The sequence below is a fragment of the Marinoscillum sp. 108 genome (genome assembly GCF_902506655.1).
Classification (GTDB): Bacteria; Bacteroidota; Bacteroidia; order Cytophagales; family Cyclobacteriaceae; genus Marinoscillum; species Marinoscillum luteum.
Map to the genome: position 1 here is coordinate 185,601 of NZ_LR734812.1, position 13,722 is coordinate 199,322.

At 45.9% G+C, this 13,722-nt stretch carries 12 protein-coding genes; all 12 read left to right on the forward strand.

Features of this window, described 5'->3' with window-relative positions; genetic code table 11:
- Positions 1–82 precede the first annotated feature (82 nt).
- The 12 genes from GV030_RS16480 to GV030_RS16535 all read left to right on the forward strand — a co-directional run bounded on the left by GV030_RS16480 (position 83) and on the right by GV030_RS16535 (position 13,375).
- Positions 83–1,780: a sodium:solute symporter gene (locus tag GV030_RS16480; RefSeq protein WP_159584339.1), complete on the forward strand. Its 1,698-nt coding sequence runs from the start codon at positions 83–85 to the stop codon at positions 1,778–1,780.
- A gap of 16 nt (positions 1,781–1,796) precedes the next feature.
- Positions 1,797–3,278, forward strand: a complete 1,482-nt coding sequence (gene glpK, locus GV030_RS16485) for a glycerol kinase GlpK (protein ID WP_185155832.1) — start codon at positions 1,797–1,799, stop codon at positions 3,276–3,278.
- Positions 3,275–4,921: a glycerol-3-phosphate dehydrogenase/oxidase gene (locus tag GV030_RS16490; RefSeq protein ID WP_159584341.1), complete on the forward strand. Its 1,647-nt coding sequence runs from the start codon at positions 3,275–3,277 to the stop codon at positions 4,919–4,921. Before glpK ends, GV030_RS16490 begins: the two co-directional genes overlap by 4 nt.
- A gap of 28 nt (positions 4,922–4,949) precedes the next feature.
- Positions 4,950–6,623 carry an alpha-glucosidase gene (locus tag GV030_RS16495; protein WP_159584343.1) on the forward strand — a complete coding sequence of 558 codons (1,674 nt, stop codon included), beginning with the start codon at positions 4,950–4,952 and terminating at the stop codon, positions 6,621–6,623.
- A gap of 105 nt (positions 6,624–6,728) precedes the next feature.
- On the forward strand, positions 6,729–7,796 hold the full coding sequence (locus GV030_RS16500; RefSeq protein ID WP_159584345.1) for a metallophosphoesterase family protein: 1,068 nt from the start codon (positions 6,729–6,731) through the stop codon (positions 7,794–7,796).
- The gene (locus GV030_RS16505; protein WP_159584347.1) at positions 7,796–8,698 is read left to right on the forward strand and encodes a glycerophosphodiester phosphodiesterase family protein; all 903 of its coding nucleotides are present in this window, start codon (positions 7,796–7,798) and stop codon (positions 8,696–8,698) included. Before GV030_RS16500 ends, GV030_RS16505 begins: the two co-directional genes overlap by 1 nt.
- On the forward strand, positions 8,695–9,699 hold the full coding sequence (locus GV030_RS16510) for an adenosine kinase (RefSeq protein WP_159584349.1): 1,005 nt from the start codon (positions 8,695–8,697) through the stop codon (positions 9,697–9,699). The genes GV030_RS16505 and GV030_RS16510 overlap by 4 nt, the downstream gene beginning before the upstream one ends.
- A 174-nt stretch (positions 9,700–9,873) precedes the next feature.
- Complete coding sequence (rpmH, locus tag GV030_RS16515) at positions 9,874–10,029, forward strand: 50S ribosomal protein L34 (RefSeq protein ID WP_115869829.1); 156 nt, start codon at positions 9,874–9,876, stop codon at positions 10,027–10,029.
- A gap of 16 nt (positions 10,030–10,045) precedes the next feature.
- A complete protein-coding gene (rnpA, locus tag GV030_RS16520) occupies positions 10,046–10,480 on the forward strand; it encodes a ribonuclease P protein component (RefSeq protein WP_159584351.1) in 435 nt (144 codons plus the stop codon).
- Positions 10,481–10,523: 43 nt separating this feature from the next.
- The gene (locus GV030_RS16525) at positions 10,524–12,179 is read left to right on the forward strand and encodes a S41 family peptidase (RefSeq protein WP_159584353.1); all 1,656 of its coding nucleotides are present in this window, start codon (positions 10,524–10,526) and stop codon (positions 12,177–12,179) included.
- Positions 12,180–12,869, forward strand: coding sequence for a tRNA (adenosine(37)-N6)-threonylcarbamoyltransferase complex dimerization subunit type 1 TsaB (gene tsaB / locus GV030_RS16530; RefSeq protein WP_159584355.1), 690 nt, complete (start codon positions 12,180–12,182; stop codon positions 12,867–12,869).
- Positions 12,869–13,375 carry a DUF2480 family protein gene (locus GV030_RS16535; protein WP_159584357.1) on the forward strand — a complete coding sequence of 169 codons (507 nt, stop codon included), beginning with the start codon at positions 12,869–12,871 and terminating at the stop codon, positions 13,373–13,375. The genes tsaB and GV030_RS16535 overlap by 1 nt, the downstream gene beginning before the upstream one ends.
- Positions 13,376–13,722: the final 347 nt, after the last annotated feature.

The window sequence follows — 13,722 nt, forward strand, 5'->3', positions numbered from 1 at the left end:
AAAACCCCTCCTCGAAAGCAGGGGTTGATTGCCATTTTCTTACTATTATAGGGATTGAAATCACTGACTAAACCAATCCCACATGGAAAATGTAGCATTGAGCTTTGTAGATATAGCCATTATTGTCGTTTATATTTTTGGCATCATTTGGTACGGGATCTCGAAGGGCAAACAACAAACCTCCGAAGAGTATTTTTTAGCTGGTCGGAACATGACCTGGCCTATCGTCGGAATTTCTTTGTTTGCGGCCAATATAGGCAGTAACACGCTCATTGGTCTTACCTCCGATGCGTTTCAGACCAATACGGCGGTTTACAATTATGAGTGGATGGCGGCTGTAGTGCTGGTTTTCTTCTCCATATTCTTTTTGCCCTTCTACCTGCGCTCAAAGGTCTACACCATGCCGGAGTTTCTTGAGCGCCGGTACGACAGCAGATCCCGGTATTATTTTTCCTTTATCACCATTGTGGGCAATGTCATTATCGACACCTCGTCTGGGTTGTATGCCGGAAATCTGATTCTGAAAATCATTTTCCCGGAGATTTCTTCCACGTTTATCATTATAGGTTTGGCATTGGCCGCCGCAGCATATACGATACCGGGTGGGCTCTCCTCTGTTGTTCATACCGAGGTGATCCAGGCGATTCTATTGGTCGTGGGCTCTATGATTTTAACTTATTTCTGTATTACGGAGGTGGGCGGATGGTCAGGATTGATGAGTGGCCTGGACGCACTCAATAGCAGTGGCTACATCAGTAAACCAGCCGACGAAGTGTTTGATATGGCAGGACCAGTGGATGATGCGTATATGCCATGGACCGGCTTGCTCTTTGGGGTGCCGCTACTTGGTTTTTACTTCTGGGCCAACAATCAGTTTATGGTACAGCGTGTACTCAGCGCCAAAGATCTCAACCACGGTCGCTGGGGAGCATTGTTTGCCGGGTTGCTGAAAATCCCGGTGATTTTTATCATGATTTTTCCTGGAGTGATTGCCATTGTGCTGTTTTCTGACCTGGACATCAGCGGGCTGAACTATTTAATTACCAATGAGGCCGGCGAGCAGGTGATCTGCCAGAACCTGGAGGATTGTCCCAATATGACCTATCCGGTCATGCTTTATCAACTACTACCTACAGGGCTGCTTGGGCTGGTCATTGCTGGATTGTTGGCGGCCATGTCCAGTAGTATTTCGGCTACACTCAATTCTGCCTCTACCCTGATCACCATGGATTTTGTGAATAAGTTGAATCCTAACCTTTCCAGCAAACAATTGGTGCGTGTCGGCCAGATTGCCACTGTGGTACTGGTATTGTTGGCTGCATTTTGGACTCAATACATCGAGCAGATTTCTGACTCATTGTGGGAATACCTACAGTTGGTGTTAGGGTTCATTGCACCACCGGTGGTGGCAGTGTTCCTGGTGGGTTTGTTTTGGAAGCGAGGTAATGGAAATGGAGCCTTCGCGGCCCTTTTGGCGGGTCTTGCAATATCTGTTTTGATTATTCTTTCCTCAGTTTATGAGTTATTCCCTTCGCTAAATGCGATTCATTTTTTGCATAAAGCACCTTTGCTCATGCTGGCTTGTATGCTGGTGCACGTCATTGTCAGCTTGCTCACCCCAGCCCCGAGTGATGAGGTAGTGAATACCCTCACCTGGAATGTGGGATTATATAGAGCAGAAACGAAAGAACTGGCCGGACTCCCCTGGTATAAGAATTATCGGGTACTGGCAGTTATATTGTTGATCATTACGGCTTTTGTCGTTGGGTCATTTTGGTAAGGAAAATATAAAAATCATGGCATACATTGTCGCATTAGATCAGGGGACTACCAGTTCGAGAGCCATTCTCTTCAATGAGAAAGGGGAAATCGTTGGCATCAAGCAAAAGGAGTTCACTCAGTTTTTCCCCAAATCAGGGTGGGTAGAGCACGATCCGGAAGAGATATGGACCACACAGTCGGAGGTTTTCCGATCTCTTTTGAATGAACTTTCAATTTCACCTAAGGAAATTACCGCCATTGGCATCACCAACCAGAGGGAAACCACCGTGGTTTGGGATCGGGATACAGGCGAGCCTGTCTATAATGCCATCGTATGGCAGGATAAACGTACCTCGGAGTTTTGTGAAGATTTGAAGAGTAGGGGCCTTGAGGAAAAAGTTAGAAGCAAAACCGGTCTTGTAATAGACTCCTATTTCTCGGGCACAAAAATTAATTGGATACTCGACAATGTGGAAAATGCCAGAGCAGAGGCCGATAAAGGGAATCTTTGCTTTGGTACCATAGACACCTGGTTGGTATGGAAACTCACCAACGGCAAGGCTCATGTGACTGATTACACCAATGCCTCACGGACTATGCTCTACAACATTGTGGAGAATAAGTGGGACGATGACCTGCTCGAGATCCTGAAGGTACCAATGTCTATGCTTCCTGAGGCCCACCCTTCAGCCTATCATTTCGGAGATTTTGAATTCAAAGGCACCACCATTCCTATTATGGGCATTGCGGGAGATCAGCAGGCGGCCCTTTTCGGACAAGCGTGCTTTGATCCGGGAGAGGCCAAAAATACCTACGGCACCGGCTGTTTCATGCTGATGAATACAGGCAACAAGTGTGAGGTATCCAAAAATGGTTTATTGACTACCATGGCCTGCAGTACCACAGGAGAGCTTACCTATGCTCTGGAAGGCAGTATATTCATTGCAGGAGCGGCCATACAGTGGTTACGTGATGGCCTGAGGGTGCTCGATCATGCGGAAGATTCCGAATACTTTGCCAGAAAGGTGGAAACCAACGAAGTATACCTTGTGCCGGCATTTGCCGGACTAGGGGCACCCTATTGGGATCAGTATTCGCGAGGAGCCATTTTTGGACTGACCCGCGATACGGGAAAAAACCACATCATCAAGGCTGCTCTCGAATCCATAGCTTTTCAGACCAGAGATGTTAAAACTGCGATGGAGCAGGATTCTGGTATAGAGATCACCAGTCTGATGGTGGATGGTGGAGCCACTAACAACAATTACCTCATGCAGTTTCAGTCGGATATCCTGGGAGTAGAGGTGGATCGCCCCGCCATCACGGAATCTACGGCACTCGGTGCTGCCTATCTGGCGGGGTTGCATGCTGGCGTCTGGACACTGGATGAAATTAAGAAAGTGAGAAAGACGGATAGAAAATTTGCTCCGGGCATAACAAAGACTGAACGAGACCACTTATACAAGGGCTGGCAAAAAGCAGTACAAAGAACATTTGACTGGGCAAAGGATTTATGAATGCATTCAACGCAAATGACAGGGGTGATTTGGTTAAGGTCCTGGGAGATACCCACTACGACCTCATCATTATAGGGGGAGGTATTACGGGAGCAGGTATAGCGCTGGATGCTGCCTCAAGAGGATTGAAAACAGCCCTGTTTGAAAAAAACGACTTTGCCTCGGGTACCAGTAGCAAATCCACCAAACTGATACACGGTGGGCTTAGGTACCTCAAGCAATTTGAGGTAGCACTGGTTCGGGAAGTGGGGCAGGAACGAGCGGTGGTGCACCATCTGGCGCCGCACCTGGTGAAAGCGGAGAAAATGCTTCTTCCATTGATTACTGATGGTACTTATGGTAAAATCCTCACTTCGGTGGGGCTGATGGTCTATGATGTACTGGCCGGGGTGGAGAAGGTGGATCAGCGCAAGATGCTGACCAAAGAGGAAACACTAGAGATGGAACCCCTGCTTGGGCCTGATGTACTGGAGGGAGGCGGGGTTTACGCTGAGTACAGAACTGATGATGCCCGCCTCACGATAGAAATTCTGAAAACAGCTACCCGGATGGGTGCTGATATTATCAACTACGGAGAGGTCACAGACTTTGTGTACCATGCAGGGAAAATTACCGGGGTACATTGGCGTGATAACCTTACAGACACCAGCTACACAAGTAGCTGCGATTACACGGTGAGTGCAGCCGGGCCATGGGTAGATGAAATACGAGCTAAAAACAAATCCTTACATGGGAAGCACCTGCACCCTACTAAAGGTGTGCACATTGTGGTGCCGCATGAGAAGTTCCCCGTTCACCAGTCGGTCTACTTTGATGTGCCGGATGGGCGGATGATTTTTGCCATTCCCAGAGATCGGGTGACTTATATTGGCACCACCGATACCGACTACCATGGAGACATCAATGATGTGCGCACTGAAAAAGTGGACGTGGACTACCTGATCAACGGAGTAAGGCATATTTTCCCTGAGATAAAGCTCAACATAAAGGACGTAGAATCCAGCTGGGCTGGCCTGCGACCCTTGATAGAAGAGGAGGGAAAATCGGCCTCCCAGCTTTCGCGAAAGGATGAAATATTTGAATCAGAAACAGGACTTTTATCGATAGCCGGGGGTAAACTGACAGGCTATCGCAAGATGGCAGAACGGATTGTGGACAGATTGTCCAAAAAGATCAGAGAGGATAAAGACAAGAAACTTTCGGACTGTGTGACCGACAAAATTTACCTGTCAGGAGGCGTGTTCAAGGACGGAAATGATGTGCACAGATACCAGAAGGAAGTAGAGCAGCAGGTGGTTTCCTTTGGACTGGACCCATACTATGCAGAATATCTTGTGAGTAATTATGGTCGACAAACAGGCGACATTTTTAAACTTTTCAGGCAGAGGCAGGAAACAGACCCTGAAATACGTCTGGCGCTTTCGGAGTTGGTTTTTACAATAGAAAATGAAGCAGTCCATTCACTGCTGGATTTTTTCGAAAGAAGAACAGGGAGGTTGTATTTCAATATCAAGACCATCCCTAAGCTGATAGAGCCCGTTTTTCAACACCTGACCTCCACATTTGGGTGGTCAGAAGCTCGCCAGCAGAAGGAGAAAGATTGGCTTCATCTCGGATTGGAAGTAGCCAGTCATTTTCTATAATCCCATTTTCAGTATTCAAAAAATCGACATGAGTGTAAACAAAACATGGTGGAAGGAAGCAGTGGTATATCAGGTATACCCCCGCAGTTTCAATGATAGCAATGGCGATGGCATTGGAGACCTGCAAGGGATTATTCAAAAACTAGATCACATCAAGAGTCTTGGAGTGGATGTCATCTGGCTGTGTCCGGTGTACAAGTCGCCCAATGATGATAATGGCTATGACATCAGCGATTATTATGACATCATGGATGAGTTTGGCTCCATGGAGGATTTTGACGAGCTACTAAGCGGGATTCATGCGCGTGGGATGAAACTATTGATGGATCTGGTGGTGAACCACTCCTCCGATGAGCATGCCTGGTTCAAAGAATCAAGGTCTTCCAGAAACAACCCTAAGCGCGACTATTACATTTGGAAGCCGGGGAAGAATGGTGGGCCACCCAATAACTGGCCTTCTTTCTTTAGTGGAAGTGCCTGGCAGTATGCTGAAGAAACCAATGAGTATTACCTGCATCTGTTTACCAAAAAGCAACCTGACCTGAACTGGGAAAATCCGAAGCTCCGCGAGGAAGTCTATCAACTGATGCGCTACTGGTTGGACAAAGGGGTCAATGGGTTCAGAATGGATGTGATCTCCGTGATCTCTAAAAGAAACTATGACGATACCCCCCATGCCAACTTCAATGATACCATTGCTCAGGTCTATGCCAATGGCCCCAGGATTCATGAATTCCTGAAGGAAATGAATCGGAGGGTGATGAGCCACTATGATGTGATGACAGTGGGCGAAGGTCCTGGAATAGATCTCGATACAGGCTTGCAGTATGTAGCAGAGGATGAAAAAGAGTTGAATATGCTTTTTCATTTCGGTCACATGTTTATGGATCACGGGCCAGGCGGAAGGTTTGATCCGAAACCAATCGATTTTGTAGAGTTTAAGAAAATATTCCGGCTCTGGGATGAGAAATTTAAGAACGACGGATGGGGTAGCATTTTTCTTGGCAATCATGATTTTCAGCGGATCGTTTCTCGCTTTGGTAACGATGCGGATTTTTGGGAGGAGTCGGCAAAATTGCTCTGCCTTATGCTGATGACCATGAGAGGCACGCCCTATGTGTATCAGGGAGATGAGATAGGGATGACCAATGTGGCTTTTGATCGCATTGAGGATTACGATGATGTGGAGATCATGAACGCATACGCCGAGTGGAAAGCGCAGGGCAAAGACCTGGATCTGTTTCTCAAGCACGTGCATGTGAATGGGCGGGACAATGCACGTACCCCCATTCAGTGGGATGCCACCGAAAACGCTGGGTTCACTTCTGCCACCCCATGGCTGAAGTTAAATCCCAACTATACCAAAATCAACGTGGCAGATCAGCAGAACGCTGGGAACTCCATCTTGAATTTTTACAGGCAAATGATCAGTATCAGAAAGGCCAACCCATCACTTGTGTATGCAAACTACGCTGTGATCAATGAGGCACACAAACAGGTATATGCTTATTGGAGATGGGACGATGCGGTCAGGTACCTCATATTGCTCAATTTTTCAGCAGATCAACAGACCTTTGAAGTAGACGATCGGTTTGATATTGAATCTTTGTCTTTGATCATCGGCAATATGGGAGCGGTGCAAATGGAGGGAGACAAGATTTTCAAACTACTGCCGTGGCAGGCAGCCCTGTACCAGCTTTGATCCGGGAGTAATCAAATTTTGGAATTGCTAACAATTCTTTAAGATACGATTAATTGATCTCTGACTTTAAACCCTTTAATTTGGTGAGATCATTAAATTTCCCATGTGAAGATTACCAATAAAGTTGTTTACCAAAATCTGGACGACCTGTTTAACCAGTCACCTGTTTTAGAGTTAACGGATGCTGACAAATGGGTAATCTTTAGCGACCTCCATATGGGTGATGGTGGTTCCACTGATGATTTCCGGACCAATTCCGACCTTTTTACCAGAGCACTGAAGGAGCATTATCTTCCCCGGCAGTATGGCTTAGTCCTCAATGGAGATGTGGAGGAGATGCAAAGGTTCAGCCTCAGGAAGATTTATAAGCATTGGAAATCTGTCTATGAGGTTTTCGATCAGTTTAGAGATCAGACCAGATTGCTTAAAACCATTGGTAATCACGACCTGGAACTAGGGATGATGAAGGATTTGCCATTTAATTACGAGCACCTCGATGGATTTGTGTTTGATTACAAAGGGGACAACCTATTCTTTTTTCACGGGCATCAGGCCTCCAAGCGGTTTCAAAAACACAATGAACTGATCGGGTTCACCCTGAAGTACTTTGCCAATCCTCTGGGGATCAAAAATTACTCGGTGGCTCACAGCAGTAAGAAACAGTATAAAATAGAGAAGCGGGCCTATCATTACTCCGCTTATCGCAAAGTGGTATCGGTCATTGGTCACACGCATCGTCCGTTGTTTGAGTCAATGCACAAAGTAGAGCGGCTGAAATATAAAATCGAGCAACTTTGCCGCGAGTATGTAGAGGACATAGCCAATCAGACGGAGGCCATTGTCAGGTCCATAAGGGCCTATAAGAAGGACTTAAAAAAATACTATAAACAGGTACGTGATACCAATTTCCAGAACTACGTCTACAATACCATTTTTAACATCCCCTGTCTTTTCAATTCAGGCTGTGTCATAGGCAAGCGTGGGATGACCTGTCTGGAAATAGAAGGTGGTAAAATCAGGCTGGTTCATTGGTTCGATGGCAACATCAACAAGAAGTACCTGCAAAAAACCGGCTACCAGCCACAGCAGATTCCAGGCACAGACTACTACCGTATGGTGATCAATGAAGAGTCTCTGGATTATGTGTTTACCAGAATAAAATTTTTAGCTTGATGAGAAAGATAATTTTTTTTGTTGGCTCCTTAGTTATGCTTACCTCCTGCTTTGGCCCGAAGAAAAACATGAAAGAATCCTTTGACCTTCAGGGACACAGGGGCTGCAGAGGGCTCATGCCCGAAAACACCATTCCGGCCTTCATCAGGGCCATCGATCTGGAAGTAACTACCCTCGAAATGGATCTGGCGGTCACCAAAGACCGTCAACTGGTCGTTTCGCATGAGCCGTTTATGTCAGCTGAAATGTGTCTCGATTCTCTGGGAAATGAAATCCCAGAAACGCAGCAGCTTCAATACAATATTTATCAGATGACTTATCAGGAGGTGGCAAGTTTCGATTGTGGCTCCAAACCCCACCCAAGATTTCCTGAGCAGCAAAAAATGCAGGTAGTCAAGCCGCGACTAGTGGATGTGATCGACCATGTGGAAGACTACCTGAAGGTCAACGGTAAACCCCCTGTGGCTTATAATATCGAGATCAAGTCGCAGCCAGAAACCGATGATCTCTTTCATCCTGCACCCCCCACTTTTAGTGAGCTGGTTTATGCTGTCTTAGATGAAAAACTTGACTGGAGCAGAACCACAATTCAATCTTTTGATTTCAGGGTGTTACAGTATTTTCATGAGCGTCATCCAAAAGTGACACTGGCGCTATTGATCGAAAACGACCTGACGGTGGAAGAAAACCTGGATTCACTCGGGTTTACCCCGGACATCTATAGTTGCTATTTTCCATTACTTTCGCGGGAGTCTGTTGATCTTTTACATAGCCGGGACATTCGGGTAATCCCATGGACGGTAAATGAAGTGACAGAGATGAAGGACGTAATGGAACTCGGGGTGGATGGTTTAATTACCGATTATCCCAATAGGTTTAATAGCATAAAGGATAAAAAATGAGTAAGAAGAAGTACGACGTTTATGCCATTGGCAACGCTGTAGTGGACTATGTGTTGGAATGTAGCGATGATTTTTTGACCGAGCATGGAATCGAAAAATCAGTCATGACCCTGGTGGACGAGGAGCGCCAGATGAAAGTACTAGCCGCCGTGAAAGACGGCATCAAAAAGAAAGAAGGAGGCGGGTCTGCTGCCAATACTATAGTGGCGACAAGTATGCTGGGTGGCAAGAGCTTTTACTCTTGCAAAGTGGCCAATGACGAAGACGGCAGGTTTTTTCTGGACGAGTTGGCCAATAATGGCATTGACACCAACCTGGATGGAAGTCACCTGGATGCGGGGATAACAGGAAAAGTACTCATCATGACGACTCCTGATACGGAGCGTACCATGAATACATTTTTGGGGATCAGCTCGGCTTTCTCCAAAGCGGAGCTTCGGCAGGATGCCCTGATCAACTCCGAATACCTCTTTATAGAGGGATATCTGGTAGCTTCAGAGACAGGTAGGGAAGCGATGAAAGTGGCTAAGAGAATGGCCGAAGACAATGGTGTAAAAGTGAGCATCACGTTTTCTGACCCCAGTATGGTGAAGTACTTCCAGAAAGAAATGGAAGAAGTGGTGGGAGCCTCTGTTGATTTGCTCTTTTGCAATGAAGAGGAAGCAATGCTCTTCACCAAGACCGATAATGTCGCTGATGCCAGAGAAGAATTGAGAAAAGTAGCCAGAAAATTTGTGATCACACAAGGGAAGAATGGCGCCATGATATTTGATGGAGATACATTCGTGGATATAGAGTCCTACCCGGTCTCGGCAGTAGATAGCAACGGCGCAGGGGATATGTTTTCCGGGGCATTTCTTTATGGCATCACCAACGGTCACACTATGGCTTCTTCGGGTAAGTTGGCCAGCAAGGCAGCCTCAGAGGTGGTTGCTAAGTACGGCCCCAGGCTCACATTCCATCAGCTTCAGGAGATCAAGCGTGAAGTTTTTGACATTTAAACCCCTTTTTTTCACCACGTTTTCATAAAAATTGAAGAAATATCTCTGCGGAGCGGCGTTTAGTTTGGTAAAACTCAATCTTTACTTATCTTTGCCCTCCGTTTTGAGAAATCTCAGATTCCGGTCAGTGATTGGGGTCTGGTCATAATAAAAGAATAAGATAAAGGCATAGCCATGAAGAGAACATTTCAACCTTCAGTAAGGAAAAGAAAAAACAAACACGGATTCCGTTCAAGAATGGAGTCAGCCAACGGTCGTGCTGTATTGGCCAGACGTAGAGCAAAGGGAAGAAAGAAACTTACTGTTTCTGATCAAACTCACAAGAAATAAGTCTAACTAAAGGCCTATGACTGACTCAGGCCAAACGACTAGTCATGCGTTTTCTTTTCCAAAAAGGGAAAAGCTGACCGGTAAAAAAGACATTGAGGAACTGTTCAAGAATGGTTCCTCTTTTTATTTGCACCCTTTGTTATTGAAGTACAGAAGGGAGGAGGATTCTGCCGTGACCTATCATCGCGCCCTCTTTACAGTCCCCAAAAAAAACTTCAAGCGAGCCGTTCGGAGAAATCAGCTGAAGCGCCGCATGAGAGAAGCCTATAGGCTTCACAAATCCATCATCTATCAATCACCCGTTAGCGGCTTTTATCAGCTGGCATTTGTCTATTTAGATAAATCACCATTACCTTATGGTGAAATAGAGGATAAACTTAAAAAGCTATTGGTACGTTTAGAAAGTCAGCATTCTAAGATAGGGAAAGAACACCCGGGTGAGCCCAATTGAATGCAAGTTTAACCTCCTGTTTTGAGTACAAAATGAACAAGCAATGAATAAGAAGTGGAAAGCAATCGTGGCCATCTGTGCCATTAGTATTGGTTTTTTGGCTTTTAAAGCCACTCCCGTGGGTGATCGCACCTTCGAGATCGTGAAGAACCTCGATATTTTCGCCACGCTGTTTAAGGAAGTAAATGCCTACTACGTGGATGACATTCATCCGGACCAGCTGATGCGTACAGGCATTACAGCCATGCTGGCTTCGCTTGATCCTTATACCAATTACATTCCCGAAGATGACATAGAGGATTATCGCACCATCACCACCGGTGAGTATGGGGGCATTGGTGCTATAGTCGATAAGAAAGGAGGCGTGAGCACCGTAGTGATGCCTTACGAAGGCTACCCTGCGCACAAAGCTGGTCTTAAAGCGGGAGATCAGATTTTGAAGATTAATGGAATAGTGTTGGAGGGCAAATCGTCCGATGCTATCAGCAAACTGCTGAAGGGGCAGTCCAATTCGGATATTGTCCTGACGGTAAAGAGATTCGGACAAGAAAAACTGTTTGATGTGACGCTGGCTCGTGAGCGTATTACCATTAGCAACGTGCCTTATTTCGGAATGGTAGCCGAAGGAATCGGCTATGTAAAACTTACGGATTTCACTACCGAAGCAGGCGCTGAGGTGCGAAATGCTGTGAACGAGCTGAAAGCTGATGGCGCAAAAAAAATCATTTTGGATTTGCGGGGTAACCCGGGGGGCTTATTGGAAGAAGCAGTCAATGTTTCCAATGTCTTTGTTGGCAAAGGCCGGGAAGTGGTGACTACTCGCGGGAAACTGAAAAACTGGACCAAGACCTATAACACTTTGAATGATCCTGCGGATACTCAGATTCCACTCGCTGTATTGATCAGCAATGGAAGTGCATCAGCTTCTGAGATTGTAGCGGGAGTCATGCAGGACTATGATCGCGGAGTGCTCGTAGGTCAGCGTTCTTATGGTAAAGGACTGGTTCAGCAGACACGACCACTGGCTTATAATTCTCAACTAAAAGTAACCACTGGAAAATATTATATTCCTTCTGGTAGATGTATCCAGGCCATTGACTACAGCCATCGAAACCCAGATGGCAGCATCGGCAAAATTCCGGATTCACTCAAGAGTGAGTTCAAGACCCAATCCGGCCGATCAGTTTTTGACGGTGGGGGCGTAAACCCTGACATTGAAGTGGAGCCGTTTGAGTACGCACCTATCGCCTACAGTCTCATGTCCAATGACCTGGTTTTCGATTATGCTACTCGTTATTATTACGCACACCCGGAGATTAAACCTGCTAAGGACTTCACCCTTACAGATGCAGAATATGATGAATTTAAAAACTGGTTGAAGGACAAAGAACTCAACTACACCACTCAGGTGGAGCAAAATATTGAGAAACTAATCGCATCGGCCAAGCAGGAAAAATATTATCAGGATATTGAGCAGCAGATCATGGACCTAAAAAGGGAAACCCTTCATAATAAGGATCAGGACCTGATCACTTTCAAGCCAGAGATTAAGAAATTGCTGGAGCAGGAAATTGCCGGGAGGTATTACTTCCAAAGTGGAATGATCGAGTCTACCTTTGATCAGGACCGGGAAGTCATGGAGGCCATTAAAGTTCTTAATGATTCCGAACGATATCAGAGCATTTTAAAAGGCAAATAATTGAGTACTATTCTAAGCCTCGACACTTCCACTAAGGTTTGTTCAGTGGCCATTCATCAGGAGGGAGTTTTGATAGGTCATCAGGCCTATCATTTGCAGAAATCCCACTCCAACCTTTTGCCAGGGATCATTCAGCAGCTGGCAGAGAACTGTGAAGTGTCTTTGTCCGATCTGACGGCTGTCGCCCTGTCTGCAGGGCCCGGATCTTATACAGGTCTGCGAATTGGCACAGCTACCGCGAAAGGAATGGCCTATACACTGAGCATCCCGTTGATCGCTTTGGATACATTGGATACTATGGTTGCTCAGGTGGCCCCTATGCTGAAGGGAGAAGAATTGCTCTGCCCTATGATCGATGCCAGGCGCATGGAGGTCTACTGCAAATTGGTAGATCATTCCGGCGCTGAAATTTGGGAAACACAACCACTCATAGTAGATGAGCACTCTTTTGATGACTTCCAGCAGGAAAGCATTTATTTCTTCGGTAATGGCTCCGATAAGCTGGAGCAACTCTTTGGAGGAGTGGATAGGTATCACTTCATCAGAGACATTCATCCGTCTGCGGCCCACATGGGGGAGGTAGCCTGGGCCAAATTCCAGCATTCGGCATTTGAAGACATTGCCTACTTCGAGCCGGAATATCTAAAGGAATACCGAACTAATGTCCCATCTCAAAAGTTCAAGGTGTAATGGAAGAGATAATTAACCGTGTTTCGAAGAGTCCTTTAATCTCATTGGATTTCGATGAATATATTGATCAATCCGAGCGGGCTTTTTTTGACCTGAAGGAAGGGCTTTTTCATGGAATGATTCTCAAAGAGAAAGAATTTCGTGAGTTTTTGAGAGATTACGATTGGCTGGCCTTCAAAGGCAAAAACGTTGGGGTCGTCTGTTCTGCAGATGCCATCATACCATCCTGGGCTTATATGTTAGTAGTGACCAGGTTGGGGGGTGTCGCCAATCTATCGGCGTTTGGTGGTGAAGAGGAACTTGAGAAAGCCTTAATCAATCGGGCGATTGATAAAATCCTGGAGCAGGACCTGGAGGGCGCCAAGGTGGTCATTAAGGGTTGTGGTGATATCAAGACCAGAGACTACGCATACTTCGAGTTGACAAGGAGGCTGCTGCCTATGGTGTCGAGCATCATGTACGGTGAGCCTTGTAGCACTGTCCCTGTTTACAAAAAGCCCAAATAGTTTTTCTTGGGTCTGTGCTGACATTCCAATTTTTAGTTAACGCCCCATCAATTTTTGATTTTACCGACTTCTTTTAGGGCTGATAGATGTTTTTGAATCCATGGGTCATGGACCAGGCTGTGGCCAATCAGCTGATAATCAGGCGCGTGATTAGACGGGTTGATTAGGGGGTAAAAAAAGTTGTTTTATTTATTGAAAAATGAGCGGTGGAATCAGTGGCTTTACTATCTTTGCCGTCCATTCAGCGGGGATGGGGAGATGTTTGAGAGGATGTGGTGTAGGAGGGCTTAGAAATAAAAAAATATTTTTCTCACAATAGGGTTTGATATTAAAAAATAAGTTCTAAT